Annotated in this window: 31 protein-coding genes; 25 read left to right on the top strand and 6 right to left on the bottom strand. The window is 64.5% G+C overall.

Annotated features, from left to right (window positions below; translation table 11 throughout):
- Nucleotides 1-309 precede the first annotated feature (309 nt).
- The 4 genes from FZ029_RS12645 to FZ029_RS12630 form a co-directional block, all read right to left on the bottom strand.
- On the bottom strand, nucleotides 310-2,067 hold the full coding sequence (locus FZ029_RS12645) for a DUF6538 domain-containing protein (RefSeq protein WP_149269564.1): 1,758 nt from the start codon (nucleotides 2,065-2,067) through the stop codon (nucleotides 310-312).
- Between the two features lie 260 nt (nucleotides 2,068-2,327).
- Nucleotides 2,328-3,554, bottom strand: a complete 1,227-nt coding sequence (locus FZ029_RS12640; RefSeq protein ID WP_188051918.1) for a tyrosine-type recombinase/integrase — start codon at nucleotides 3,552-3,554, stop codon at nucleotides 2,328-2,330.
- Nucleotides 3,555-3,846: 292 nt separating this feature from the next.
- Complete coding sequence (locus FZ029_RS12635; RefSeq protein WP_149269562.1) at nucleotides 3,847-4,476, bottom strand: antA/AntB antirepressor family protein; 630 nt, start codon at nucleotides 4,474-4,476, stop codon at nucleotides 3,847-3,849.
- 100 nt (nucleotides 4,477-4,576) lie between these two features.
- Nucleotides 4,577-5,425, bottom strand: a complete 849-nt coding sequence (locus FZ029_RS12630) for a hypothetical protein (RefSeq protein ID WP_149269561.1) — start codon at nucleotides 5,423-5,425, stop codon at nucleotides 4,577-4,579.
- Nucleotides 5,426-5,511: 86 nt separating this feature from the next.
- Here FZ029_RS12630 and FZ029_RS12625 point away from each other — a divergent pair, with 86 nt between their 5' ends.
- The 11 genes from FZ029_RS12625 to FZ029_RS12575 all read left to right on the top strand — a co-directional run bounded on the left by FZ029_RS12625 (nucleotide 5,512) and on the right by FZ029_RS12575 (nucleotide 13,781).
- Nucleotides 5,512-5,772 carry a helix-turn-helix transcriptional regulator gene (locus FZ029_RS12625; RefSeq protein ID WP_149269560.1) on the top strand — a complete coding sequence of 87 codons (261 nt, stop codon included), beginning with the start codon at nucleotides 5,512-5,514 and terminating at the stop codon, nucleotides 5,770-5,772.
- Between the two features lie 50 nt (nucleotides 5,773-5,822).
- Complete coding sequence (locus FZ029_RS32980) at nucleotides 5,823-5,963, top strand: hypothetical protein (RefSeq protein ID WP_188051917.1); 141 nt, start codon at nucleotides 5,823-5,825, stop codon at nucleotides 5,961-5,963.
- Nucleotides 5,963-6,268: a hypothetical protein gene (locus tag FZ029_RS12620; RefSeq protein ID WP_211104146.1), complete on the top strand. Its 306-nt coding sequence runs from the start codon at nucleotides 5,963-5,965 to the stop codon at nucleotides 6,266-6,268. Before FZ029_RS32980 ends, FZ029_RS12620 begins: the two co-directional genes overlap by 1 nt.
- Nucleotides 6,269-6,644: 376 nt before the next feature.
- Nucleotides 6,645-6,827: a hypothetical protein gene (locus tag FZ029_RS12610; RefSeq protein ID WP_149269559.1), complete on the top strand. Its 183-nt coding sequence runs from the start codon at nucleotides 6,645-6,647 to the stop codon at nucleotides 6,825-6,827.
- Nucleotides 6,828-6,932: 105 nt separating this feature from the next.
- Nucleotides 6,933-7,778: a hypothetical protein gene (locus tag FZ029_RS12605; RefSeq protein ID WP_149269558.1), complete on the top strand. Its 846-nt coding sequence runs from the start codon at nucleotides 6,933-6,935 to the stop codon at nucleotides 7,776-7,778.
- Between the two features lie 2 nt (nucleotides 7,779-7,780).
- Nucleotides 7,781-9,166: a DnaB-like helicase C-terminal domain-containing protein gene (locus FZ029_RS12600; protein WP_149269557.1), complete on the top strand. Its 1,386-nt coding sequence runs from the start codon at nucleotides 7,781-7,783 to the stop codon at nucleotides 9,164-9,166.
- Nucleotides 9,167-9,221: 55 nt separating this feature from the next.
- Nucleotides 9,222-9,743: a hypothetical protein gene (locus tag FZ029_RS12595; protein WP_149269556.1), complete on the top strand. Its 522-nt coding sequence runs from the start codon at nucleotides 9,222-9,224 to the stop codon at nucleotides 9,741-9,743.
- Nucleotides 9,740-11,245, top strand: a complete 1,506-nt coding sequence (locus tag FZ029_RS12590; RefSeq protein WP_149269555.1) for a hypothetical protein — start codon at nucleotides 9,740-9,742, stop codon at nucleotides 11,243-11,245. The genes FZ029_RS12595 and FZ029_RS12590 overlap by 4 nt, the downstream gene beginning before the upstream one ends.
- A 239-nt stretch (nucleotides 11,246-11,484) precedes the next feature.
- On the top strand, nucleotides 11,485-11,688 hold the full coding sequence (locus tag FZ029_RS12585) for a hypothetical protein (protein ID WP_149269554.1): 204 nt from the start codon (nucleotides 11,485-11,487) through the stop codon (nucleotides 11,686-11,688).
- Nucleotides 11,689-11,902: 214 nt separating this feature from the next.
- Entirely contained in the window at nucleotides 11,903-13,315 is a 1,413-nt protein-coding gene (locus tag FZ029_RS12580; RefSeq protein WP_149269553.1) for a site-specific DNA-methyltransferase, read from the top strand.
- Nucleotides 13,287-13,781, top strand: coding sequence for a hypothetical protein (locus FZ029_RS12575; protein ID WP_149269552.1), 495 nt, complete (start codon nucleotides 13,287-13,289; stop codon nucleotides 13,779-13,781). Before FZ029_RS12580 ends, FZ029_RS12575 begins: the two co-directional genes overlap by 29 nt.
- A 582-nt stretch (nucleotides 13,782-14,363) precedes the next feature.
- Here the strand turns inward: FZ029_RS12575 and FZ029_RS12570 are convergent.
- Together FZ029_RS12570 and FZ029_RS12565 are read right to left on the bottom strand one after the other, a co-directional pair.
- Nucleotides 14,364-14,588: a hypothetical protein gene (locus tag FZ029_RS12570; RefSeq protein WP_149269551.1), complete on the bottom strand. Its 225-nt coding sequence runs from the start codon at nucleotides 14,586-14,588 to the stop codon at nucleotides 14,364-14,366.
- 76 nt (nucleotides 14,589-14,664) lie between these two features.
- A complete protein-coding gene (locus FZ029_RS12565) occupies nucleotides 14,665-15,414 on the bottom strand; it encodes a DUF3489 domain-containing protein (RefSeq protein ID WP_149269550.1) in 750 nt (249 codons plus the stop codon).
- A 206-nt stretch (nucleotides 15,415-15,620) separates the two neighbouring features.
- Here FZ029_RS12565 and FZ029_RS12560 point away from each other — a divergent pair, with 206 nt between their 5' ends.
- The 14 genes from FZ029_RS12560 to FZ029_RS12495 all read left to right on the top strand — a co-directional run bounded on the left by FZ029_RS12560 (nucleotide 15,621) and on the right by FZ029_RS12495 (nucleotide 26,064).
- Nucleotides 15,621-15,926 carry a hypothetical protein gene (locus tag FZ029_RS12560; RefSeq protein WP_149269549.1) on the top strand — a complete coding sequence of 102 codons (306 nt, stop codon included), beginning with the start codon at nucleotides 15,621-15,623 and terminating at the stop codon, nucleotides 15,924-15,926.
- A gap of 322 nt (nucleotides 15,927-16,248) precedes the next feature.
- Nucleotides 16,249-16,602, top strand: a complete 354-nt coding sequence (locus FZ029_RS12555; protein WP_149269548.1) for a hypothetical protein — start codon at nucleotides 16,249-16,251, stop codon at nucleotides 16,600-16,602.
- 402 nt (nucleotides 16,603-17,004) lie between these two features.
- On the top strand, nucleotides 17,005-17,508 hold the full coding sequence (locus FZ029_RS12545; protein ID WP_149269546.1) for a P27 family phage terminase small subunit: 504 nt from the start codon (nucleotides 17,005-17,007) through the stop codon (nucleotides 17,506-17,508).
- Entirely contained in the window at nucleotides 17,508-19,304 is a 1,797-nt protein-coding gene (locus tag FZ029_RS12540; RefSeq protein WP_149269545.1) for a terminase TerL endonuclease subunit, read from the top strand. The genes FZ029_RS12545 and FZ029_RS12540 overlap by 1 nt, the downstream gene beginning before the upstream one ends.
- Nucleotides 19,305-19,311: 7 nt before the next feature.
- Nucleotides 19,312-20,616 carry a phage portal protein gene (locus FZ029_RS12535; RefSeq protein WP_149269544.1) on the top strand — a complete coding sequence of 435 codons (1,305 nt, stop codon included), beginning with the start codon at nucleotides 19,312-19,314 and terminating at the stop codon, nucleotides 20,614-20,616.
- Nucleotides 20,613-21,770, top strand: coding sequence for an HK97 family phage prohead protease (locus FZ029_RS12530; protein ID WP_149269543.1), 1,158 nt, complete (start codon nucleotides 20,613-20,615; stop codon nucleotides 21,768-21,770). The genes FZ029_RS12535 and FZ029_RS12530 overlap by 4 nt, the downstream gene beginning before the upstream one ends.
- 83 nt (nucleotides 21,771-21,853) lie before the next feature.
- Complete coding sequence (locus FZ029_RS12525) at nucleotides 21,854-23,209, top strand: phage major capsid protein (RefSeq protein ID WP_188051915.1); 1,356 nt, start codon at nucleotides 21,854-21,856, stop codon at nucleotides 23,207-23,209.
- A 22-nt stretch (nucleotides 23,210-23,231) separates the two neighbouring features.
- Nucleotides 23,232-23,702, top strand: coding sequence for a hypothetical protein (locus tag FZ029_RS12520; RefSeq protein ID WP_149269541.1), 471 nt, complete (start codon nucleotides 23,232-23,234; stop codon nucleotides 23,700-23,702).
- A gap of 55 nt (nucleotides 23,703-23,757) precedes the next feature.
- Nucleotides 23,758-24,231 carry a hypothetical protein gene (locus FZ029_RS12515; RefSeq protein WP_149269540.1) on the top strand — a complete coding sequence of 158 codons (474 nt, stop codon included), beginning with the start codon at nucleotides 23,758-23,760 and terminating at the stop codon, nucleotides 24,229-24,231.
- Complete coding sequence (locus FZ029_RS33935) at nucleotides 24,231-24,365, top strand: hypothetical protein (protein ID WP_282184173.1); 135 nt, start codon at nucleotides 24,231-24,233, stop codon at nucleotides 24,363-24,365. The genes FZ029_RS12515 and FZ029_RS33935 overlap by 1 nt, the downstream gene beginning before the upstream one ends.
- 3 nt (nucleotides 24,366-24,368) lie before the next feature.
- Entirely contained in the window at nucleotides 24,369-25,022 is a 654-nt protein-coding gene (locus FZ029_RS12510; protein WP_149269539.1) for a hypothetical protein, read from the top strand.
- 28 nt (nucleotides 25,023-25,050) lie between these two features.
- Nucleotides 25,051-25,380 (top strand): hypothetical protein, encoded by a 330-nt coding sequence (locus FZ029_RS12505; RefSeq protein WP_149269538.1) that lies wholly within the window; start codon nucleotides 25,051-25,053, stop codon nucleotides 25,378-25,380.
- Nucleotides 25,381-25,384: 4 nt separating this feature from the next.
- Nucleotides 25,385-25,843, top strand: a complete 459-nt coding sequence (locus tag FZ029_RS12500) for a hypothetical protein (RefSeq protein ID WP_149269537.1) — start codon at nucleotides 25,385-25,387, stop codon at nucleotides 25,841-25,843.
- 5 nt (nucleotides 25,844-25,848) lie between these two features.
- Nucleotides 25,849-26,064 carry a hypothetical protein gene (locus FZ029_RS12495; protein ID WP_149269536.1) on the top strand — a complete coding sequence of 72 codons (216 nt, stop codon included), beginning with the start codon at nucleotides 25,849-25,851 and terminating at the stop codon, nucleotides 26,062-26,064.
- The last annotated feature ends 13 nt before the right edge of the window (nucleotides 26,065-26,077 follow it).

Raw genomic sequence — 26,077 nt, 5'->3', positions numbered from 1 at the left:
GCTGAGCAGGCGGTCTGGTCGGCGGAAGTGGACGGTGGCGACGCGATCACGGAGGGGCCCTGGCCGAGCTTGCCGTCTCGTGGTCGCCGTGGTGTTGACAGCCGGCTATGCCCATCTGCTGAAGGCCGGCTTTGCGCTCGGACTGGCGTGGCGACAATCCCCCGACCGGTCCGGTGAGTGCTCTCTGGATACCGTCCCCGGCACGAGGCGGTGGGTGTCCATGGGGCGCATTTGGCTCCTTTCAGCGAACGAGTAGTATGGGCAAGAAGCTATTCACCGCCTACACATCTTTCTTGCCCCAATCAGTCGTTAGGGCTTGGGAGCCAAGCGCAACCAGTCAATTGACGAATATTTAATGGTCTCAATTGCGCCTTTCAGCTTATCCATAGGAAAAGCGGAGACGTATTGCAGCGTAACGGTCTGCGTTTCCTTGGATTCCTTTCTCCCAGCACTATCGTGGCCGGTGATTTCGTCGGCGATAAGAAGAGATACACCTTCATGGATCATCGCCGAAGTCGCAGTCGTCCGAAAGGAATGATAATCCATGAGTTCCTTGTAGACACCGATTCTGCGACGGTAATCGGTGAAATCCTCAGAATAGAAGTGGCTGAATTTCTGATCGCGTCCTCCAGGAATAATCTTCGGAAACAGGAGGCCCTCTCCAGCTTTCTTCGCAAGGTCGAGAAAACCGAGGGAGATCAAGGTGGAATGCACTGGAACAATGCGCTCCGATCCTGGCGTCTTGAGATGTGGGCCGCGGAAGTGCATGGCCCAAATACCGTCTACCTGATAGATGTCGCGCCCGGTCAATTGAGCATTCTCGTCGCATCGGCCGCCACCGAAAAGCGCGAGAATTGGCAGCCAGAAATACTCATCTCTGATGATGGTATTCCCTGGCCGATGCCGCCAGTGCCGTTTTTTCGGATGCTCCTCGAATCCGGTCCAGATGGGTGAGGCGAACAACTTTTCGAGGGACGGAATGTCCCACGGAAGGCGCTTCTCGCTGGTCGGAATGTTCGCTCCCCAGCGGAATCCGCCCCATACGCGTTCAAGGGACAGGTCCGGGACCCCATTCTGGCGATTGAGCCAGCGGAAGTATCCGGTGATGCTGTTCCAATGCCGGTTCAGCGTGCCTTCCGAAAGGGTTTTGGTTTCTGGCTTCTTGGCAGCGATGACCTCGTCAATGGTCATGGCCTTGTGACGCGGAGATTTCCCATAATTCTCCGGGATCATCTCGAGTCGACGCCGCAAGGTGGCGGCATCGTCGCGCGTGTAGGTAGACGGAAGCTTGTCGCCACAGATGCGGGTCAGCAGATCGATCGAGTTCCGGTTCTGCGCTTCCGTCTGGTTGGTCCATTGGCCGGTGTGCCGGGCCTCCTCCACATACTGCTCGATATAGGCCGAGACGGTCTTCTCGGTCTTGGAGGTGGCCGGCATCGGTGCGGGGCTGGACGGGGCAGCTACAACCGGAGGCGGAGCGGGAGAGGCCGACGTCCACGCCGCGGCTGTCGGCAGCGGAACGCGTTCATCCTCCTCGTACTCGCCCAGCCAGCGCATGGAGTCATCGTTGTAGACCTGGGCGAGACCGCGCAGGGCATGGCGACCGAGCTGCTTCCAGCCGTAGCTTCCGACTGGGACGTCGAGCTTGTGCCGATCGAGAACCTCGCACATGAGCGGCGCGATCGTGCTGAAGTCGTTAGACATGAGATGCGTTTTCATCGCGGCGCTCATGTCGGTGCTGAAGGTCGACGCCAGACGGGACTTCTCGATCGTGAGGTCCGGGAAATCGATCCGCTCGTGTTCGAGCTGCTCGCGCTCGAGCCGGATCATCTCGTTGGTGAGCGCCTGGAGCTGTTCGGCCGTCAACTGCATCGTTCTTGCCATGCTGAAAACCCTGTCCATCGCGACGTCGAGCCGTCGGGACAGCTGGCAGGCATGATGTCGATCGCTGGTGAAAAGGGACTTAACGAGCTGGGTCCGGCCGATCTGGGGCCGAAGGTCGTGCGGCACCCGCCGGCGCCAGTAGAACACGCTGTCGCGGCGGACGAGATGAGGGTGACGGGCCATCGCCGAGCTCCCAGGCGCCGGAGGGACGTCGATGTGTCACAGCAATGTGTCACACCGCGCGGGACGCGGGCGCTGAAGCGTGCGAGATCCTTGAATTCCGGTGAGGAGGATGAGGAAATTGGCTGGGGCGCCAGGATTCGAACCTGGGAATGGCGGTACCAAAAGCCGTTTCCCACCATTGATATTATTGGGCTTTTTGCCTACGTGTTGCTTCAGTGTTTCAAGGTCCGCTTCCGGTGTTGCGCGCCGTGGCGGCGGCCTTAGTTCCGGCCGAACAGGCTGGACTCCAGAGCTGCCATGGCCGACGAGTGGTCGGATTGACGCTCCAGGAGGTGGCCGTAGAGATCGAAGGTCATGGTGATGGTGCTGTGTCCCATCAGCGCCTGGATGCGTTTGGCGTTCCAGCCCAGCTCGATGAACACAGACGCGGCGAAGTGCCGAAGGTCATGAAAGCCGTAAAGCGGCTTCGGCTGAGGAACCTCCATGTCGCCGGCGCCGGTCTCGGTTTTGGCCTTGGCCTTCGGCTTCTCGACCAGACCACAGGCCGTCAGCAGCGGCTGGAGGCATTGCTTGCGCGCAACATTGTAGTGGGTCGGCTGACCATCCTTGAACGGAAACACCAACTCCAGATCCGACTTCGGACAGGCTAGTTTCCACTCCTTCAGAAGCTGAACGACCGCGGGAGGAATGGGAATTTCCCGACGCCCCATCCGCGACTTCACCGGGCCGAGCTGGCGCCGATAGTCCACGCGCTTCCTGACCCGAACCAGCCCCGCGCGCAGATCGACGTTAGACCAGGTCAGCGCCAGCACTTCCGAGATCCGCATGCCCGTGAAGGCGGTGACCGTGATCAGCGGCCGCCACGCTACCGGCCGGATGACCTGCTGGCCGTCCTTGCCGATTTCAACCACCGTCAGCGGCCACAGCTCTGCGGCCTTCTCCAGCATCATCCGAACCTCGTCCTTGGACGGGATCCGGTCGATCGCGGCAATGTCGCCGTCGGTGTCCTCGTCGAAGTCTTCCGCCCGACGCTCCTTCACGGTCACCCCGGCAGCCACATTCTGGGCCAGCAGCCCGCGGCGCATCGCGTCCTTGAGGATCGCGCCAAGGGCGGCCACCACCTTGCGGGCGGTGACCCGCGACCGGGCGGCCACCATCTCGTCCTTGAAGGTTTCGACCTGTGGCCGGGTGAGGCGGGACACCTTCACCGAACCGAGGCGCGGGCTGATGTGAAGATTCACGTACTCGCGGTAGCCCTTAAGCGTCGAGGACTGAAGCGATTCGCCTTCGCAAGTCTCCAGCCACAGCTTCGCAGCTTCTGCGACGGTAATGGAGGCGCTGTCGGGGGTGTGGACACCCGTCATGACCTCGTGGCGGACTTTCGTCTCGTAAGCGTCAGCCTCCTTCTTCGTTCTGAATTGCCGGGACCGCCTCTTCCCGTACTGGTCGACATATTTGACCTGCCACGCGGTCTTACCGCTTGGCATCTCCCTCTCTCTGACACACGCCATTGTGATTCCTCTCACACATCTGAGGTGGGCTTCTCCGCCGGCGAACGCCCGCGGCTACGCGCCAGCGACGTACTGAACAGCCAGCGGCGTCTGACCGTCGAGATGGTATGGAAGCGCCATCGCGCAGGTCTATCCCGGCGAAAAGCCTGATCCGGCCGTACGAGCTCCGTGGGCCCGGCGCTTCCGAATGGGGCGCCGTTGCTGCTGGGGGCGTGAGGCTGAAGGCGCGCTGCCCTGACGGTCATTCCTTGGCTACCGGCCGGTCGGGTCATTTGCCCGGCGGCAGGTCCATCTCCTGCTGGGGCGGGGCGGGGGAGGCGATCACCCGGACCCCGACGTCGGCGTAGATGCCCGGCAGGCTGTCGGCCGCTGCCTGAGGGCCTTTCGTGCGTCGGATCTGATCGACCATGCGGATGGCGCTGATCCGCTCCATGACGCGCAGGCGGCGCTCGGCAAGGGTCGGTTCGGGTGGGGGAGGTACGGCCGGCCGGGTGGCGCGATCCTCGCACCATAAGAAATACCGGCGCACCAGCTTGCCGATCTCGTTGCCCTCCACCATCGCCAGTTCCTTCGCGACGGAGAGCGTCAGGCGATAGGTCTTGGTGGGAGAGCCGCCAGTGTGGCCGCCATTCCCAGTCCCCAGATTGGGGGACTGGGAGACCTCGTAGTCGCGGCCTTCGACGAGGCCATATTCCTCAATCCGCCCCTTGATCCAGGTGGTGAAGTCGCGGCCGACGTTCAGCCCTACGTGCAGGTCCCGCGCGTCGCGGAGGCCTAGTTGTCGCCGGCCGCCGATCTCCACCTCAGTGGCGGTGCAGATCGATGCGATGGCATGGAACTCTTGGGGGTGAGTAGTGAGCCCGACCGATGGAGGCTCAACATTCTCGCCATTGCTCATAGCCTTGCTCCTACCTCTGCTAAGCTCAAAACCGTTGCGCTAAGCAAGACTGTAGGCGCATAAATGCGCCATTGAAAGCGCATTTTTGAGCCGATTAGACTCATTCAGGATTGTAGCTTCCGACCACAACAGCGTATAGACGAGGATTGGTCATGGTGCTGAGCATGGTTCCACCGCCATTACCATACTTGGGATCAGATGAACGAGGCACCAACCAGATTTCTCCGCCTTCATCCCGGACAATTTCTCCAATAGTTCTTGTTTTCACTTGCCCTGACTTTCCGTATTCAACAATAACTCTAGTGCCATCCTTGATGTCAGCAATAGTCCCCTCTATATCATATCCCGCAACACAAACAATTATACTGCCTTTCTTATATACCAGATTCATAGAATTGTCCTTCACCTCCAGTCCATATCTACCGATTCCGGGATAAGAAGGGCTAGGAGGAACAGAAATCCAATATACTTTGCTATTGTCGAATAGCATTCTATCATCATCTGAATAATGACCAATATGACCCCGAATCATAACCGGCCAAAACATATGCGGAACCGCCCAGCTATGGCTAGGTCCCTCTACATCCTTAACGTCGCAACTTGTATCTTTTTCATCGTATCGGGAAATTGGATCTTTGACTGTGGTATAGGCAATCAAATCATCTATCGATGACGCACGAAATTCTGAATTCACGAATTTCCTGATCTTCTCAAGAGTATTAGAACTTGGAATGAATTTGTAGTTTTGGTCATAAAGAAATTTATTGATAGTGGATGATGCTATCCCGGCACCTTTTGCAAGCTTTGTTGGCGCTATGTTTGTTAAGTAGCAAACGTATTTAATCCAACGACGAATCTCATCGGCGTCGTTGCTGCGAAGGAGTTGGGGCTTTCCCTCTCCCGTAGGATCCGACAGATCCTCGCCATCGAATGGTCTTGAGCGTTTCATAAGGCAATTTATGGCGCAGAAACGCGCCAAAGCCAAGGCGCATAAAAACGCTTTACGCAAGCTGTTGGTTGGCGCATTAATGAGCCATGACTGACAAACCCAACTCCGAAGATCCTGTTTCTGCGCTGTTCGAGCGGATCAAGGCGTCCGGCCTCAGCTTGTCAGAGGTGTGTCGCCGAGCTGATGTCGCCCTTTCCACAGTGAAACGTTGGAAAGCGGGCACTTCCGAGCCGCAGTTCCGAGTGTATCGCAAGATCATCCAGGTTCTTGCAGCAGCAGAAATCGAAAGTTGCTCGTGGAGCAAAGTGAAAAGTGCCCGACCGCGGCAACGATCGGGCACTTCGTGATGCGCCGCATTCAACCGCAACCCATCAGATTTCATGGAAAGGCAAAAACCATGAACGTCCAACAAGATACCATACCTCGCCCAAACCTCAACCACGGCGTTCGGCGCAATGCGCCCGCCGTCGACCACTTCAACACCGCCAACGACCTGCGCCGGCTGATCGCCGCCGGGCAGTGGGGGAGGGCCGCTTGATGCGCCGCGCCTCCCCCAAGACGGCGGCTGTGGCTGCCCCTGTGGTCCAGCGTCAGGCCCCAGCTGCTCCCATGACGGCATCGGTTGCATTAACGCCTCCAGCCGTACTCGCGGATGATATTTTAAAAGGGGTCAAAGACATCGCCAAGTTTACAGGACTGACCGAACGTAGCGTTTACCACATCGCTGCAGCCGGTCGTCTGCCCGTGTTCAAGTTGGGAGCCACAATCTGCGCCCGAAAGTCCACGATCCTGGCATGGATCCAGGAGCAGGAAGCCAAGGCAGGTCAGGCGGTGGCCCAATGACTGCGAACCCTCTCCCTCCTTCACCTCCATCGAGCGACACCAAGCTCGCGATTCTGGACGACCTGTGGCGCCGTGGCGTCAAAGTCCCCGTCGAGCGCCTTATCGACCTTCACCGACTGGATGCTGACGAGGTCCAGGCTGGCTATACCGCCGGCGCCTCTGGCGCGCCGGAGCCGAACACTGCGGCGTCCAGGGCTTTCTGGCACGGATGGAGGGTCGGCCGGCAAGACGCAGGGCACGCCGAACTGGACATCGCTGCCCGCGAACTGGCTCGCCGGGTCGCGTGGTGGAGTGAGCGAAGCCGGAAGTCAAAAGGGTCGCGGTCGTCGCGATACGCTGACCTTGAACGTGCCCTGCAAGCGGGGGAGGCGATCTGATGAAGCCGCATCGCCTACGCCTCACCTCGTGGCTGATCGGCATCCTGGCCTTCCTTTTCGGGTCAACCATCGCTCCTGCCTTGGACGATCCTGATAAGGACACACTGGACGACATGATCCGCCGGATGCGCGCTTTGGACGCGCGTGACCAATCTGCTGACGAAATGCGCAGCCGTCGATAGGCTTGGAGCACCGTTGATGAATAGGGTCCTCCGCCTGGGCGTTTCACAAGATGAACGGTCGACCGTCCATTGCCGCCTCTGCCAATCAAAGGCGGGGGCAGGTAAATGAGTGGCTTCTACTTGATGCATCGAGGGTGGATGGATCATCCGGCACTTGGAGGCCGACGAGAACCATTCTGTCGCCGCGCGGCGTGGGCGTGGTTGGTCGAGAATGCGAAGTGGAAAGAGTGCCAGGAATACATCGCTGGCAAGCGAGTAACCCTTAAACGCGGTCAACTCAGCTATTCCACGCGCTTCCTTGCTGAAGCCTGGGGATGGGACGACAGAAGGGTGCGGCGCTTTCTCGCAAAGTGCGCTGAGCATGACATGCTGTTGCTCGATACCGCCGCAGGACAAATCACCGTAACCATCTGTAATTACGACGAATTTCAGTTGTCCGAAAACACAAGCGCCGCAGAAGTGCCGCAGGAGTGTGACGCCATGGTGCGCGGCAGTGCCGCAAATAAGAAAGAAGGAAATAAAGGAAATAAGGAATCTACCCCCCTACCCCCCACAGGGGGGGCATCGCCTGACGGCGAACCATCCGGCCTCGATCTGCTGGGGGACCAAGCGGCGAAAGCACCAAGTCGCAAGCGAACCGATGGGGGAACCCGAGGTACTCGGGTGCCCGATGGTGATCTTCCGGACGAATGGGCCAAAGCTGCGAACCAGACGCGCGAGCGACATTGCCTCCCGTTGCTGAACAACCGAGCGCTTCGCCTTCGGTGGGAGCACTTCCAGAATTACTGGAAGGGAACCGGTGGTTCCAAAGGCCTCAAATCCGACTGGCGCGCGACATGGCTGAACAACGCCATCGACACACGAACCGAACAGCGATTCCCGCCGGACAGGGCGCCTGCAATGGCTGAGGCCGGCCCAAGACCGCAGGCGGCGCACTGGGGTGAATTCTGACCATGACCACAGACGAGCGCGATTATGCCACCCCGGACGCCGCCACCCCGGCTCGAACGGAATCCGTACCGGCAGACCTGTTCGCCAAGCTCTCCAACGAGCCGGTGGAGCAAGCCTTCCTGGGCGCGGTGCTGACCAGCGCGAAGGCCTTGGACCGGTGCATTCCTCTCGTTCAGCCGGAGGATTTCTACGATCCCGTGCACGGTGCGATCTGGACCGCCGCGGTGAAGCGCCGGGAAAGCGGCGCTCAGGTGAACGCCGCGCTGCTGGCCGATGTCGGCGACCGGCTGGAGGCTGAATTCCCCGAACTCAAACAGCACGGCGGCGGCCGCGCGTACCTGATCGATCTGCAATGCGGAATGATCACCACGATCAACGCCCGAGATTACGCCGCGACGATTCGGGGTCTAGCGAAACGCCGGCGGCTGGCCGAAGCGGCTCTTGCGACTGCCAACGCCTGCCTGGACTTCGACCGGCCTATGGACGACCTGCTGGGCCAGATCGTCGGGGAGGCCGAACGACTGGTGGAAACCGGCCGGTCGCGAACCAGAGGCGCTGTGCTGGAGGACATGCTGGAGACCTTCCGGCATCCGCCGGTCGTGTATTCCACCGGCATGCCCAGCCTGGACGCCGCCATGGTCGGCGGCTTATGGCCGGGGCGGGTCTACGGCATCGCCGCGCACGACAAGGCCGGCAAGACCGGCTTGGCCGGCACCATCTCGTTCAACCTGAACGAGGCCGGGGTCAAGCATGGCTACTTCGCCCTGGAGATGGGCGCGGACCAGATCGAGATCCGTCAGATCAGCCGGGCGCTGCGGGTCGGGACCACGAAGGTCATGGAGCGTGACCGGGGCGTGATGGAAGCGCTCGCGCAGTATCGGCTCAACGCCGCGGACAATATCGTCTATGTCGACCTGCCAGGAGGCACGGTTGATGAACTGCGTTCGGAAATATTGGCCGCTCGGTCGCAGCACCGGATCACCGGGTTCATCCTCGATTACTGGCAGCTGGTCGAGGGTAAGACCCGCCAGCAGTCGGACGAGGAGCATCTGCGCCGCGTCGCTCAATGGCTGGCGAACGTCGCCAAGCGGCTAAACATCTGGATCGTCGTTCTTGCTCAGCTGGCGGACGATGGCGAGGCCACCGCACTATCCAGGCGCGGCCTGAACCGGGCAGTAGACCAGCTGTACTTTCTGCACCGACCTCAGGGCGAAGAATTCGCGTGGCTCCAGATGAAGGTCAGCAGATACACCCCTCAGGGCGATATCGGAACCAAAGACGAACCATCACTGCGCCTTTCCTACCCTGGACCATACTTCGAGGACTGGGCGGCGCGTGGCATGGATCCAGCGGCTGTTCAGGCAAGATATGAAATGGCCGATGGGTGATTACTTCAGTCCTCTCCCCGGCAAATTACCAACTCACACCACCTGAAACGCATCAATGCTGGAGAATGAAATGAACGTGTATCCCATGACTACGATTGCCATCAGCGAGCAGCACGCAACATCGCTTTTGGATTTCGCCGAAAGACCATCCACGCGAACATTGATGGTTCTCATGGATGAAGCATTATTGAAGAATGCGATTTCCGAACTTCAACAAGCCCTGGCTTCGCCGCCGGCGTCGGCGGATGAGGCTCGTTCCCTGATCGCCAACCTTATCGGGAGTTTCCCCGAGAAGCCCCATGACGCAGAGGCCTATGCCGTCGCGATGGCGGCAGAAGCGGAGTTGTGGTCAACCGAAATCGTCGCTGAAGCATGCTGGGCGATCACGCGATCCATGAAGCATCTGCCGACCGTCGCGGACTTGGCGGAACGGTGCGGGTCGATCATGGGGCGTCGCAATCTGCTGCTGCGCGGAGCCTTGCTGCAGCAGGACGAACACCGCCGTCGTGACGACGAGGCCGCGCGTCGTGCCCGCTACGCTGCGCGCCGTTCCGGCACCGGTGGTGATGGCGCATGACCAGAGAAGTTCCGAACGTTGAACTGGTCCCGGTCGAGCCGGATGCTGTGGAATGGTGCCGCACCTTCTGGCGCTCGATGGCGGACCGTCTGCGTCGGCAAGCGCGAGAGCATGAGCAGCGGGCGGCCCATCATGACCGCACTGCCGCCGGGCTGTCCGTCTGGTCGGCGCGCGATTTCCCCTGGGCGCATCCGGCGCGCACTACTGCCCGGCTTGACGGTGTCACCGCACGCGCAGCTGCGGCAATCTGCCGGGAGGGTGCCGCGTTCGCCCGGAGCGTGCTGAAGGAGTTCGACCAACAGAATGGGGAGGTCTGGCCTTTCTTTGTTCCCCCGGAAGTGCTGGAGCGTGCCAGCTGCGCACCGGAGCGGGACGGCGTTTGGACATCGGGGCCCAGGCTGCCGCTGGAAGGCATGAACGAGATCCGCATAGCCGACGCTGACCGCATGGCCGTGCGCCGCGCCGATCTCGGTTCCCCGCCGATCTATGAACTGACCGACCCCGATCATGCTGATGCGCCCGACGCCGGGCGCTATTCCCGGTTCTTCCGTCTGGATGGGGCCGGCGACTGGCCCCGCATCATCGAAACCACCGAGGACACCCGCGCGATGCTTCAGGCCGCCGTGATGCGGTCCGCGGCGATGCTCAACGTCCAGCGCCGGGCCATGCCGGCGGCGCCCGGATTCGAAGGTAGAATCACCACAGAATTTCGCCGGGCTGGCCCGTCAGGAGATCAGGTCAGAACGGTGGCGGCGGAGGATGGGGGGATCGGCCGGCCGGCGGCCGAGGTCATCCAGCCGCTGCAAGCGCTCTGGCCGTCGACCATCGATCTCGGCCAACTGCGCGCGGGTGAGGCCTTTGCGAAGGCGTTTGCCGATGCGAACTACCCACTCGGCCGCGCGGCGGGGCACCTCGTCAAGGTTCCGAGCGCCCCAGGTCCCGAGGCAGGGCCGGCAGCGGGGGCAGAAGCGGCGCGTCGTGAAGTCGCGTCCATGCTCGCCGCCTTAGGTGGGGCCGGAGGCCTGTTCGGCTCGGTGGTGTGGACGGTGGCGGGGGAGGGTAGGGGGGTTGAGGGCTGGAGGACGTCGCGCCATCACCGATCCGGCCCAGTCGCCAAGGAAGAGGCCACCGGCCTTGTCCGCGCCGCGCTTGCGACATTGAGGGCGCACCTCGACGCTCCGGCTATCGAATTCAACCACCGGCGGCACGGGCTGAAAATCCGGGTCGCTGGGTCCGTGGAGTTGTCATTCCTGGTCAGCTCCCGGCACTTCAAAATGGCCTGCCGATACGACCCGGCGCTGAAGGCCTGGATCGGGGATCGCATGGTCCCAAGAAAGCATCCGGTTCCGGGGAAGGCCGCTGAATTCCGGCACTGGGCCGTCCGGGCTCACAATGTTGCGGAGTTGGTCGAATCCTCCGTTGCGGCTGCCACCGTCTATTTGCAGACCGCCCGCCCGGCCACCACCACAGCAATGAGCACAGATGAAACCGGTACGAACTAAATTTTACTGGTGAAAAAATCGAGCTAGCAAAATGGAATTTCCCTACCCCCGAAAGGTTGACGGTCGCCCTGAAAAAATGGGAGACCTGATTCAGCGAGGCGAAGTGTGCCCACGCTAAATCGACCTCCCCCAGAATCCAAGTTTCGCAACGCGCCCGGCCCCGCCGCGGCGCGTTTTTCTTTTTGTGGAGAACGCGAATGGGAAACTCAGATTTCGCCACCACCTCGCGGCGTCGGCCGATGCCACCGGCCACCATCGAATCCATCGACGCAACCGGATCGGCGGCAGTTCGACATATCGCGTCGCTGGCGATTCAGTGCACGCAGGTCGGCCGTCCGGAGGTCGCGGAAGGCCTGATGGCGGTCGCCGCCGCTATCGGAAATGCCGTCCAAGACGTCGTCGATGGCATCGCCGAGACTGCATCTTCGCCTCTGCCCCACTGACCGATCAGTGGAATAGGCCGCCCTCCAAGGAGACGGGGGGCAAAGGGCGTTACCGCGCCCTTCGCCAGCGTCTGGAGCACGCTCCATCAGACAGAGCCGGATGACCGACGGCCCCGCATCGCTGCAGGCGACGCGGGCATATCGGCAGGACAACCGGCTCCGGTCAAGATCGGAGTGAACGCAATCGTATTCACTCCGCGCCGCGGAGCAAACCTTGAAGGGACTCGAAATCACCTATCTTCCGCTCGATGGGCTGAAGCCCTACGACCGGAACCCGAAGACGCATTCCCCCGAACAGATTGAACGGCTGGTGTCCAGCCTGACGGAATTCGGGTGGACCCGGCCGCTGCTGGTGGCCGACGACGGCCAGATCGTCGCCGGTCACGGAACATGGACGGCTGCCAAGCTGATCCGCGACCGCGGCCTGTCGATCCCCAACCATCCGGATCCAGCGGTGGCGCCAACGGTGGCGTTGGCGCACCTGACACCGGACCAGCGCCGCGCCTATGTGATCGCCGACAACAGGCTGTCAGAACTCGGCCGCTGGGACGACGATCTGCTCGGCTCGGAACTGGCAGACCTACAGGGCCTTGGGGTCGACCTCGATACCATCGGCTTCGACGCCGCCGACCTGGAGGCGCTGTGTGCCGATGGCACCGGCGCCGGGACCGGGACAAGGGATGGCGCCACCGGCAGGACGCTGGTTGAGCGGTTCGGCGTCCCGCCCTTCACTGTGCTGGATGCTCGTCAGGGATACTGGCGCGACCGAAAGGCGGCGTGGACCGCGCTTGGCGTCCACGCCCAGGAGGGGCGGGAGAACCTGCCCGACACCAACGTCGCCACCGACTGGATGCGGCGTGGAAGCGCCGTCGGCGGCTCCGCTTTTGACCCGGTGCTGGCCGAGTTGATCTTCCGGTGGTTCACCCCCGGCGTTGGATCGGCCGTTCTGGACCCCTTCGGAGGTGAGGCCACCAAGGGCGTCATCGCCGCGACGCTGGGCTACGAATATACGGGTGTCGAATTACGGCCCGAGCAGGTGAAGGCAAATCGGGAGCAATGGGAGCGTGTTCGCGCCCGGCTTTCCCCCGAACGGCTGGCGCAGGTGCGGCGTGACCCGGTGTGGATCGAAGGCGACAGCGCGCAGATCGACAACCTGTTGCCCGCCGGCCGGCTCTACGACCTAGTGTTCACCAGCCCGCCCTATTACGACCTTGAAATTTACAGCAAGGGCGACAAGGACGGCTCGGCGTTGGAGACCTACGACCGCTTCATCGGCTGGTATAGAAAAATCTTCCGGCAGGCGTGCGGCCGGCTGAAGCCCAACCGCTTCGCCGTGGTGAAGATCGGCGACGTCCGGGACGAGCGGGGTTTCTACCGCAACTTCCTCGGCAACAACATCGCCTGTTTCCTCGACGCTGGCCTCGGCTTCTACAACGAGGCGGTGCTGGCAACGCCTATCGGGAGCCTGGCGCTCCGGGCCGGGAGGCAGTTCACCGCCTCCCGGAAGCTCGGCCGCGGGCACCAGAACGTGCTGGTCTTCTTTGGCGGAGACCCAGGGCGGATCAAGGCGGAGTTCCCGCAGGAGATCGAGGTGGGCGATGTCGTCGCTGACGATTCCCAACCGTAAGAAGATCCGCGCTGCGGTGATTGCCCAGCACGTCCGAGAGTCGGGCTTGCCGGGTGTCGTGTGCTTCTCGTGCGGGAACGCGAGCCGCGCCCTGAAGGAGGCGGGCCTGTTCGTGGTCGAAATCGCGCCCGGCGGCGACCTGTCGACTGGACGGTGGTGGACCGCTCCGGAGATAGCGCGGGCATGGCCGCACCTGTTCGACGCCACCAGCGGTCATCTGGCCTTCCCGGTGATGGCTGCGGTGGCGGATGCGCTGCGGGTCGACCTGGGGGAGTTGCCGGCGGGCACCTACACCGTCCCGACAGGATCGGGCGAGACGCTCGTATGCCTCTCCATGGCCTATCCCGCCTGCCGGTTCCTGCCGGTCTATGGGATCGGACAGGGGACGCAGTTCGAGCCACGCGCCCCGCTCAACGGTCTGGTCCAAGCACTTGCCGCTGGCGGGGAGGCTGCGAAGGTTTCGTAGACCTACGGGAGGGGTTTGGTGGTCGGAGGCGACAGGTCGGGCCATGTGGTGCCGTCGCCATCCGCCGGCCGACACCCATCTATCGACGGCAGCCTCCCCCGCTGACCGCCAGCCTCCCCGGCGACGGCCGGCTCCCCCGCTGACCGGCGGCTCCTTCGGAGCCTTCCGGTTCTGGCGCGGCGCCACCTTCCGGCCAGCGTGGCACGGTGCGCCGTTCCGAAGGTGCGGCAAGCCGGCCAGCACGGCACGGGCGCCCTGTGGCGCTGGTGCTGGTGCCAAAGCCGGTGACGTGAACAGAAACCGGGCGCGCTGTCCAGACGCAGCCGCAAGGCGCCCCTACAGCCCGGCAAGGCGCCCCTCGGCGCTGGCGCGCGGGCAAGGGGTGGTAGCAGCGGCCACGCCATGGCCGGCAAGGGTGGGCGCCTTCTGGCGCTGCAGGGTGAACCGGTTCCGCCGGGCTACCGTGCCGCGCCCATGGGCGCCTTCCGCCGCCCGGCCGGCTGAAGGCCAGAGACGCCGAAAGCCGCGCTCCCGGAGGAACGCGGCTCGGTGGTGGGTGGTGGTGAGTGGGTCCGTGGCGGGTCAGTTGAAACGGACCCGCAAACCTGATCCGGTTGCCTCTTCCGCGATGGCTACGATCACGGGCGCACGGTCTATGTGGGTGTCCCGCTCTGGCGTGTGCCACTCGAGACCGCGCTGCTCCATGAACCGCCGCCCTTCAGCGGTGTAGTGCCGCAACACGGTGTAGCCGTTGCCGATTGCCATGACGTGGAGGTCGGGTGACGAGGGGGTGGTGGCGCGCTGCATCTCGGGCTCCAAGGTGTGGGCATGAAAAAGGGGGCGGAAATACGCCCCCTGTTGAAGGTCTGGAGTGGTGGGCGGGTTACGCCGCGAGCGGCTCCCGCTGCCCCTGCTCGTCGGCCTGCTGCTGTTCACCGGCCGGTTCCGGGGTCGCATAGGCCGCCGGGAAGGTGCCGAAATAGCGGCCTTCCTTGCCCTTCTTCCGGTATTCCAGCTCCAGGCCGAAGGTCTCGTCCAACTCGTTGAGGGTGCCGCTGCACTTTTTCCACCCAAGCGCGGTCTCCAACTCCGTCATGGTCGCGCCCTCGGCGCGGCACACCAGATCGATCAGCATTCGCTTTTTGGTTCCGGGAGCCGGGAAGGCCGGGCCGTTGCCGGTGCGCGGCGTGGAGCCGATGGCAACGTATTTCTCACCCTCGGCCAGCGGCCGGAAGAGGAACCCGCCCTCCACGGCCTCCACCTTTATCCGGTTCCGAGCGAACCCGTCGCACTTCGCCCATGCAACCGCGTGGTCGATGCTCGGGAACGCGGAGCCGGTGAAGGTCACCACCGGGCCGGTCTTGGCCGGCTCGCTCTGCGGCTGTTCGGTGGTCTGCCCTTCGGCGCTGGTGCCGTCCTGCTGCGAGGCGCCCGTCTCGCCGCCCTGGTCGCCGTCCTGCCGCTCGATCTCCTGCTCGCCCATGGGCGGGTTCAGTGCCGGCGTGAGGGCGGCCTCCTTCGGCGCATAGTTCCAGCCGGCATCACCCTTCGTCACGGTGAACTCGCCATCCTTGAGGCCAGCATCACGGGCGGCGGCGGTAGCGGCGGTCTTGGTGGAGAACGTGGCGGTCATGGCTTGCTCCTTGGTTCGCTATCAGGGGTTCAGTTATTGGCGGGTTGTCCGCTCGTTGTGGTTGCACCCTACGGAGGGCGCGGCAGCGGAGCGAGAGGGAAAATCCCTGCCCCTGAGAGTTTTTTTCGCCTGCACCGTGACCTGTCGCCCAACCGCGACACACAGCGCACCTCCCCCTTCCCATTTCCCCCTGTTGAGGCCACCCCATGGACAGCTTGCCCCTCCCACTTCCCGACGTTCCCGCCACGCTGAACAGCATCGGCGGCCTGCATCCCTACGCCCAAGTCGCCGCGGTGCTGGCGCTCGGTGCCGTGCTGGCGATCTGGATCTGGTCCCGCCGCCCCCTGCCGGGACCGAGCATGGAGACGTTCAAACTGGTAATCGCAGGCATGCATGAGCAAACCCGCGCCACCATCCAGCTCAGCGAGAACGTGGAAAGGGTGATCGAGCAGAATGCTGAGATCCTGAAGCGCCTCCCGGTGAGCACGCTGGACCGCGTGGGTGCGCAATGACGCGCTGCGAGGAGGTTTGCCACGCCGCTCCGGGGTGCGCGCCCTGCAGCCCCACCGGCAAGCCCCTGTCCCAGAGCATCGCCGACGTGGCGGACGCCGTTGAGCGGCAAGCCATCGCCGAAGGGTACGCCGGCGCGTCCCGGTTCGTTCGGCCCCTGATGCAGAACCTGCCCGACGGGCGCGTTGCCGTGGGTGCCATGGACGGTTTCACGGCGCAGGTGCCTTCCCCTGCCACGCTGGCGAACGGGGAAGGGTGAAGCGGGCTGACAGCCGGCCGGACAGCGGCTTGCGGCGTCCTGCCCGGTACGACGGGGGCGGAACCATGGCAAAGCGCACCACGGGGCAAGACACGGGCGCCGCTGCGTCGTTGCCCGCCCACCCCATACCGGCCAGCGTTGCGGCGAACAGCCGGGCAAGCACCGTGTGGCTGGAGATGGCCGCCGCCCTTGGTCCACGGCTGACGCTGGTGAAGCTGCCAATCCTTGCGGCCTACAGCCTCGCCGTCGCCCGGCTGGAGGATGCGCAGGGCAAGCTCGGCTCGGTCGGCCCGCTGGTTAAGCGGAAGGATCAGGCGGAGGTGAACCCGCTGCTCGAAGTGGTGGAGCGGGAGCTGCGGATCGTGCGGGAGACGGCCAAAGAGCTCGATGGCCTCGCCGCACCATGGAAGAGGGGATGAGAATGCCATCTCGCCCTCCAGTGTTCCGCCCGAAGGGGTGGCAGCCTGCACCGCGCAAGCGCCCACAGGTCCAAGACCCCTTCTACGGCTCGTCCGAGTGGAAGCGCCTACGCGCGGCGTGCTTGGCACGGGACGGACACCGCTGCACCGATCCGCACTGCACCACACCAGAACGCGGCGCCAACGGGCGCTTGATCGCAGACCACATCATCCCGCGCCGCGAGGGCGGCGCCGACGCCCTGACGAACCTCCGAACCCTTTGTTCCGCTTGCGATAATCGCCGCCACGGCCGGCGAGGGGGGTAGGGGGGAGGCAATCCTTGGGGTTGGGCCGGGGGTCTACCGGTGGGTGGTCAAATTCGCGCGCGTGCAAAATGGAAACAAAAGGGTTTGGAGGCTGAAAATGGCAGGACGCCCCCCGAAGCCGACGCACCTGAAGCTGGTCAGCGGCACGGCGCAGAAGTGCCGCACCAACAAGCGGGAGCCCAAGCCCGAGCGCTCGATCCCGTCGCCGCCGGCCCACTTGACCGACAAGGCAAAAACCGTCTGGGGCGCCGTCTCGGTGATCCTGGACGAGATGGGCGTGCTGACGAAAGCCGACGGCATGGCGCTGGTCGGCCTGTGCGAGGCGTATGCCGATCTGCTGGCCGCGCGGGAGTCGCTGTCCCGGCCGCTGACGATGGACACCGAAGGCGGGAGCATGATCTTCGCCGAGGGCGGCGAGCGCTATTACTGGACCATGGGCAAGGGCGGGCCGATGCGCCGCGCCCGGCCGGAGGTGGCCGACATCGCCGATGCCGACCGCCGGTTCGCCGCGTGGCTGGCGAAGTTCGGCCTCACGCCGGCGGATCGGACCCGCGTGGCCGGTCAGCTTCCCGGTGAAAGCAACCCGTTCGCGGACCTGTAATGCCCCGCGCGCCTCGTCAACACCAGCCGGGCGTCCGCCGAACCCGCGGCGCGGCCGGCGGCAAGCCTCCCGGCCCGGTCGCACACCCGCATGTGGAACTGGCCGAGCGCTACATCGACGATGTGCTGTCCGGCGCGGTGCCAGCCTGCAAATGGGTAAGGCTGGCGTGCCAACGACACCGGAACGACCTGCGCGCCGACAACGCCGCGGACTGGCCGTATCGCTTCGATGCGGTGAAGGCCGAGAAGGCGTGCAAGTTCATCGAGTTGATGCCCCACACCAAGGGCAAGTGGGCGCGTCCAGATCCGCTGAACCCGAAGGGTCATCTGCTCCGCCTTGAACCCTGGCAGTGCTTCATCGTCTGCATGGTCTTCGGGTGGGTGCGCAAGGCCGACGGGTTCCGCCGGTTCCGGCAGGTCTACGTCGAGGTGCCGCGCAAGAACGGCAAGTCGGCACTGGTGGCGGCCATCGGCCTCTACATGCTGTGCGCCGATGGCGAACAGGGGGCGGAGGTCTACTCAGGCGCCACGACCGAAAAGCAGGCTTGGGAGGTGTTCGGCCCGGCGAAGCTGATGGCGAACGGACGGCCGGACCTGAAGCGGCACTTCGGGGTTGAGGTGAACGCCTCGAACATCTCGATCCTGGGCAACAGCAGCAAGTTCGAGCCCGTCATCGGCAAGCCCGGCGACGGCGCTTCGCCCAGCTGCTCGATCACGGACGAGTATCACGAACACGCGACCAGCGATCAGTTCGACACGATGGTCACCGGCATGGGCGCCCGCGAGCAGCCGCTGGCCATCGTCATCACCACGGCGGGCGATAACATCGCCGGCCCCTGCTACGACATGCGCGACGTCGTGCGGAAGGTGCTGGAGAAGGTCGCGAACGACGACGAGCTGTTCGGGATCATCTACACGGTCGACGATGCCGACGACTGGACCACCGCCGAAGCGCTGCGGAAGGCCAACCCCAACATGGGTGTCTCGGTCAGCGAGGAGTTCCTGCTGGCCCGCCAGCGGGAGGCGATCAGCAACACCCGCAACCGCGGGCGCTTCCTGACGAAGCACCTGAACAAGTGGGTGAACGCCCGGTCGGCCTATTTCGACATGGCCGCCTGGGATCGGTGCGAGGTGCCTGGTCTGAAGCTGGCCGACTTCGAGGGCCGGCGGGTGGCGCTGGGGCTGGACCTGTCCAGCAAGGTCGATATCGCTGCGCTGGAGGTGCTCGTCCTGCCGGAGAGCGACGACGAGCCCTATCGCGTCTTCACCTTCCACTACCTGCCTGAGGACACCGTCCTGCTGCCGGAGAACGAGCACTATCAGGCGTGGGATGCGGAAGGGTGGCTGATCGTCACCGGCGGCAACATCATCGACTATGGCGTCATCGAAGAGGACATCCTCGACATCTGCGCGCGGTTCCAGGTGGAGAACATCGCCTACGACCCGCACCAAGCCACGATGCTGGTAACCCGGCTCCAGGCCAGGAAGGCGCCGGTGACGGAATACCGGCCGCTGGTGCTGAATTTCTCCGAGCCGATGAAGGAGCTGGACGCCCTGATCCGTGGCGGGAAGCTTCAGCATGCCGGCGACCCGGGCATGAAGTGGATGATGTCCAACGTCGTGGCCCGGCCCGACAAAAAGGACAACGTCTATCCGACCAAGGAAAAGGACGCGAAGAAGATCGACGGGCCGGTGGCCCTGATCTCAGCGCTGGGCGTCTCGATGACGCCTGCCGATGACGGCGGACCGTCCGTCTACCACTCCACGGAACGCTCCGGCGGTTTCCTGACGATTTGAGGTGCCCATGGGCAAGCGAAAGCGGGACCGGCAACAGGGCGTTGCCGTGCAGAAGGATCTTGGCTCCTCACAAAACCCCTCCGACCGTTTCGTGTCGTTGATGGGCGGTGCGCCCGCCGCCTCCGGCGTGCGGGTGTCCGACTCGGCGGCAATGCGCGTCTCCGCGGTCTATTCCTGCGTCCGGGTGATCGCGGAGGATGGGGCGAAGCTCAAGCCGCAGGTCTGGCGCGAGAAGCCGGACGGCTCGCGGGAGCCGGCAACCGACCACCCGCTCCACGCGATCCTGCGGCGCCCCAACCGGCACATGACCCCGGTCAGCCTGTTGCTCGCCCTGTTTTCGGCCTGGGGGTTCCGGGGGAACTCCATCGCCGTGATCCTGCGGGACCGCTTCGGGAATGAGACTGGCCTGTGGCCGGTGCATCCGGGCAGCGTCACGATCTACGAGGCGATGGACGGGCGCCTGTTCTACGCCATCTCCCGGCGGACGACGCTGGAGAACGCCATGCTCCGCAACGTCCCGCTGATGGTCCCCGATTACGACGTCTTCCATGTCCGGGGGATGACGTTCGATGGCATCGTCGGCCTGTCACCGCTGGCGCAGCTTCGCGAGTCCATCGGCATCGCAATCGCTGGCGAGGAACTGTCAGCCAAGCTGATGGCGAACGGCGCCCAGCCGAGCGGCGTTCTGAAGCACCCGAAGGTGCTGACCAAGGATGTGGCTGACCGGTTGAGCGCGAGCTGGAACGGCCGGCACGGCGGCCCTGGTAACGCCGGCAAGACGGTGGTTCTCGAAGAGGGGATGGAGTTCGACCAACTGGGCATGACGTCGGTCGATGCGCAGTTCCTGGAGCAGCGCAAGCTGACCATTGAGGAGATTGCCCGCGGCTTCCGCGTGCCGCTGCACATGATCGGCATGCTGGACCGGATGACGAACAACAACGTGGAGGCGCTGACCCGCTCCTATTACGATCAAACACTCATGCCGATGCTGGAGGCATTCGAAGCCGAGTTCGAGCGGGCCTTCAACCTGCCGGATGGCGTCTATGTCGAGTTCGACGTCCGCCGCCTGCTGCGCGCCGACTTCAAGACCCGCCAGGAAGGCAACCGGACCATGTTCCAGTCCGGCGCCCTGATGCCGAACGAATGGCGCATCGACGAGGGGTACAACCCCAGCCCGGCCGGCAACGTCTTCGCTCGCCCGCTGAACACCGCCTATGTGGATCAGCAGGGCGCCGTCGTCTCCATCACCCCGCCCGGCGGCAAGAGCCCGACGGAGCCGGGCGCCGCTCCGAACCCTGAGGAACCGAAATGAGCATGCAGCGCAAGGCCCACAGCGGCACCGCCACCACCCTGGCTGATCTGCGACAGGTCCGCGTGATCTGTTCAGCCCCCGAGGTGGATCGCGCCGGAGACATGGTGGTTCAGTCCGGCATCGACCTTACTGCCTACCGCACCAATCCGGTGGTCCTTTGGCAGCACGATCCGGACCGGCCGATTGCCCGATGCGTGGAGATCGGCGTCGCCGATGGCAAACTGACGGCGCTAGTCCAGTTCCCGCCGGCCGGAGACGACGAGCTTGCTGATCTGATTTTCAACCGCGTGAAGAACAAGGTTGTGAACGCCGTGTCGATCGGCTTCATGGGGAAAGACCTGTCGGCGCTGGACCCGGCCAACCCGCCGCGGTTCGACGCCAATGGCTGCAACCTGGGCGGCGGGGTCAAGTACGAGACATGCGAACTGGCGGAGCTGTCCTTCGTGTCGGTCCCGGCCGTCCGCGGCGCCCTGGTGGTGGAGCGGTCGGGCACGGTGTCGATCGATGCCGCCGAGCTAGCGAAGCTGCGGGCTGCCGCCTCCGTGCCGCAGAAGCTGGCCAACGAGTTCCGGACCATGGCCAAGACGGCGCAGAAGGGCGTGAAGGGGCAAATCCTCCGCCTCGCCAACATGGCGGAGAGGTCGGTGGAGGGGGCTGTAGCCAAGGCTGCGCCACCGCTGACCGCCAAGGGGCTGTGGCACATCGGCAATCTCGCGAGCGCCCTGTCGGAGATCAACTGGATCCAGGGCAGCACGGCATCCGAGGCGGATTGGGAGGATGACGGCAGTGCGGTGCCCGGCATGCTGGCGGACGCGCTGCGTCAGCTGGGCGCAGCGCTGATCGCCATGACCCAGGAAGAGGTCGCGGAGATGCTGGCCGAGCTGGGCGAGCAGGAAGGCGATGACGTCGCCAAGGATGCTCCGGCGCTGACCGTGAAGGACATCATCGGCGCCCTGCACGGCAAGGCCATTCCCAGCCTCACCGTCAAAGCCGGGCGCGTGCTGTCCAGCACCAACGAGGCCAGCCTGACCCAGGCCCGCGACCTGATCGACGGCGTGATCCAGCAGGTCGCGACCGAGGATGACGATCTGGAGACCAGGGCTGCCGACCTGCGGATGCTGGAACTGAAGACCCTCGAATTCTCCCTCGCCTGACCGCAGGGGAACCCGATCCGCTTTCCTGGCGGATGACCGGCCGGCCGCACCTCGCGCCCGGCCTTTTTTGCGTGGAGCATTTCATGAAGACGATCCCCGAAATCCGCCAGGCACTCGCCGCGGCGGTTGGTACCGCCAAGACCGCGTCCGCCGCCATCACCACGGCCAAGAGCGCGCTCCGCACGGCCGACGCTGCCGGCAAGGAGGCTGCGACCAAGGCCGTGACCGATGCCGAGAAGGCGTATACGGACGCCCATCAGGTCGCAAAGGAGCTGGGCGAGGAACTGGAGCGCGCGGTGGCGATGGAAACCATGGCCGCCAGCGGCGCCACGCCCCGCAGTGCTCCGGAGGGCACCTTCGCCCTGCTGCCGGCCACCGTGAAGGGCAGCGAGGAGGTGGTCAAAATGGCGCCGGTGCGCCGCATGATCGCCGACATCATGGTCCGCCACACCGGCGGCGAGCTGAACGCCGAGAAGTGGCTGGGTCAGGTCTACGGCGAGGACACCGTCGCCGTCATCCAGCGCTCGATGAACCTGAGCAACTATGCCGCCGGTGGCGCGCTGTCCCTCCCGGATTTCGCCTCGGTCATCATCGGGGGCCTGGAGAACATGACGGTGGTGCGCCGCATGTCGCCGCAGGTCCTGAATGTCCCCGGCACCATGATCCTGCCGAAGGAGACGCAGGCGCCCAACGGATCGTGGACCGGTGAAAACACGGCGCCGACGCCGGGCGAGTTCAAGTTCGGCGACATCCGCCTCGATCCGAAGCGCCTGACCATCGAGGCGGTCATCTCCCGCCGGCTGCTGGATCAGGCGCGCAACGGCGGCGCGGCGGTGCGCAACCTCGAAGCCTATGTCGTTCGCCGGTTGCAGGAACGAACGGCGGTCAACGAGGACTCGGGCTTCCTGCGCGGCGGCGGCACCGAGCATGTGCCGCTCGGCCTGCGGTCGCAGATCGCTGCCGGAAACGTGTTCGCCATCAGCGGCACCAGCTCGGCGTCCATCGAGGCGGACCTGCGCAAGGCCGTGACGTTGCCGAAGGAGGCGAACATCATCGTCACCAGCGGCTACTGGGTGATGGCGCCGCGCACGGTGGCAAAGCTGGCGGACCTGCGCGACCCGAACGGGAACAAGATCTACCCGAGCATCGACGTCAACAACACCCTGCTGCGCAATCCGATCATGGAGACCAATCAGGTCCCCACGAACCTGGGCGGGGCGAACACGGAGATCATGTTCTTCAACGGCCCGAGCATCATCGTCGCCAACGGCAGTGACGCCGAGGTCCGCGTGTCGCTGGAGGGTGGCTATGTCGGCGCCGACGGGAAGAGCTACTTCCTGACCCAGACCAACGAAATCCTCATCCACATGGAGATGTACGCCGACTGCAAGCTGGAGCGGCCGGAAGCCGGCTCCTGCATCACCGGCGTCAGCTACTAACCCGAGCGGGAGGCATTTCACCATGCACGCATCCATGCAGAATGCGGCGGCGCTGATCGCCGCCCGCCACGGCGTTGCCGGCGTCGACGTGACGGCCGGCGGAGCTGGCGACAACACCGAGGTCAACTGCGCCTGGGTCGACCGGCGCGGCTTCGCGTCGCTCAAGGCGTTGGTCACTTACACCGCCACGCTGGCCGCCGCCGCGACGCTGACCTTCGCCGCCAACCTTCAGGACGCCAGCGACAGCGGCGGCACCGGTGCGGACGACTATGGCCCGGCCCTGCCGGCGACGGTGGTCGCCACCGGGCCGGGCGGCGGCGGCACGGTGACCGGTGTGGTGGAACTGGACTTCGACCTGAGCGGCACGAACCGGTATGTCCGGCTCCAGGTGACGCCGAACCTGTCGGCGGCCAACACGGACGTCTGCGAGTTCGGGGTGACCTACATCCTGGCCGGTGCCACCGAGAACCCGGTCAGCGGCACGCTGGTCTGATCCTTCGCTCAATCCGAACCAGAAGGGGCGGGGTCGCAAGGCCCCGTCACTCACCATGCTCGTGCGCTTCCTGAAGAACCACACGCCCTATCTCGCGGGCGAGACCGCCTCGTTTCCCGCCGCTCAAGCCGCCACATTCGTCGCCAAGGGCGTGGCTATGGCGGTTGCCTCCGACGCGCTCGATGGCAATGCGGGCGGGCCGCTCATCCCCTCCGAACAGGTGACCGAAGGACTGGATAGCCTGCTGGCCGGCTTCCGGCAGCGCGGCATCGAGGTCGACCACGCCACGCCGATAGGCGAGTTGGTGTCCCACGCGGCGAGCATCGTGGCGGCCGAGCGGAACGCCTATGAGGCCGCGAAAGCCGAAGCGGATGCCGCGACCGGCTCGGCTCCCGGCGGCGAGGACACGGCCTCCGGTATCGCCCCGACCAGCGAAAAGCCCGCCGCCGAAACGAAGCCCGAGCCCGAGGCGAGCGAAGGCCCCCGGCGCACCGTGACCCCTCCGCGCGTCGCCAAGGGCGCCCAGTAATGGCGAGTGCACCGGATCGGGAAGGCGTCGCGAAGCCGGCGCCCGTCGAACAGCCCCAGCGCGTCACGCGCGATCTGCGCCCGGCGAAGCCGGCGGCAACGTCGCGGGGCGTTCCCTACACCACCAAGGGGTGATCCATGCCGACCATCGTCGTCACCTCGCCCGCAACCGACCGTCGGCTGTGCGCTCTTGACGCCCTCAAGGCGGAACTCGGCATCGATGCCGGCGACACCCTGTCCGACGCTTGGCTGGAGGCGGAAGCCCTGTCCGCGTCCGACCGGGTTGCGGAGGCGTGCCGGATCGCTGGCGACGATGCCGGCGACGCCCCGGCCACCTTTGTGGCGGAGGTGGCGGTTGTCACCTTCGGCGCTGACGAAACCCCGAACGGGAACGTGCTGGAGCTTCCCTGGCGCTACCCGGCCCGCGTGACCGCCGTCGCCATCGGCGGGGAGGCCCTGGACAGCGCTTTCTATCGAGGGCAGCCGAAATCCGGGCTGCTGTCGCGGCTGGTCTCGGGCGGCCGGGCTGGCGGCTGGGAGCGCGAAGAGATCGCCGTCACCATCGCGTCGGGCTGGGCGGTCGATAAGATGCCAACGGTCCTGCAGGATGCCGTGAAGCGGCTGGTTCGGCTGCGATGGGAAGCGAAGGATCGAGACCTGACGGTCAAGGCCGAACAGACCGAAGGGGCGGGCCGCACCGAGTATTGGGTGGGCAGCATGGCCGCCTCTGGCTCCGCTATGCCTCCCGATGTTCTGGACGCCCTTTACGCGGCCGGTCTGGTAGGCGGGTGACGCCATGGCCCGCTCCCGAGAAGCTCGCATGATCGACCGACGCGGCGCCCTGGTGGTGCTGCGCCGGCCGTCGGGCACCATGCTGCCCACTTTCACCGATGTGATCGTCAAAGCGTTCTGGCGGGAGACCGGCAGTGACACGCTGGCCGGCAACGCAGCGCAGCGGAAATTCTCCGTCATCGTTGCGGCTGACGCTCTGGCGGAAACTGCATACCCGGCGGACGGCCCGATGAAGGGCGATCTCGTAATCATCAAGCCGACCATCGCCAACGGGGCGTGGACCGGCGGCGGCCAGACGCTGACGGTCGATAGCCCAGGCGAGCGGCCGACCGGCTGGTGGATGGAAGCGAAGGGCTGAACCCATGTCGACGATCCACGCCTTCGACGCGATCCGCGCCTTTATCGAAGCGAACTGGTCGGACGCAGCGCCGCAAGCCTGCCCACTGGCCTGGGACAATGAGCCGTTCACCCTGCCGCAGCCCTTCGGCCCCACCGATCCGGTCACCCGCCTTCCCGAGATCCACGCTTGGGGAAAGGCGCTGGTCGACGGGGATTTGTGGGAACAGGCCAGCATCGGCGCCGGCAGTCCGGCGGATGACCGCTGGGAAGAAACTGGTTCGCTCACGCTGTTCATTTTCACCCCGGTCAACACCGGATCCCGGCTGAACCGGGAGTTGCTGACCGCCTTCGGCGAAATGTGCCGGGGGCAGGATATCGGCGGCATCGAGTATCAGGGCATCCGCTTTGACCCCATCGGCGTCAAGGACGACACCGGAAACTGGTTTGGAATGCACATCGTCATCGACTGGAAGAGGAGTTGAAAACCATGTCCGAGTACACCGTCATCGCCGCCTTCAACACGCCGCTCCGCCGGTTCGCCGCCGGCCAGACCATCACCGCCGACGATCTGGACGGCCTGCTGACCGTCGAAGATCACATCCGGCTCGGTCATATCGCCGCCCCGCCCCCGGCGAAGACCGGCAAGGTGAAGGACACCACCCCCGCTCCCGCCACCGATCAGACCGATACGCCCGCCGGCTGATCCGAGGAGAGCT

Origin of the sequence: Azospirillum sp. Sh1, assembly GCF_008365135.1 — a bacterium.
Classification (GTDB): Bacteria; Pseudomonadota; Alphaproteobacteria; order Azospirillales; family Azospirillaceae; genus Azospirillum; species Azospirillum oryzae.
This window is presented reverse-complemented; position numbering and strand designations above follow the sequence as displayed.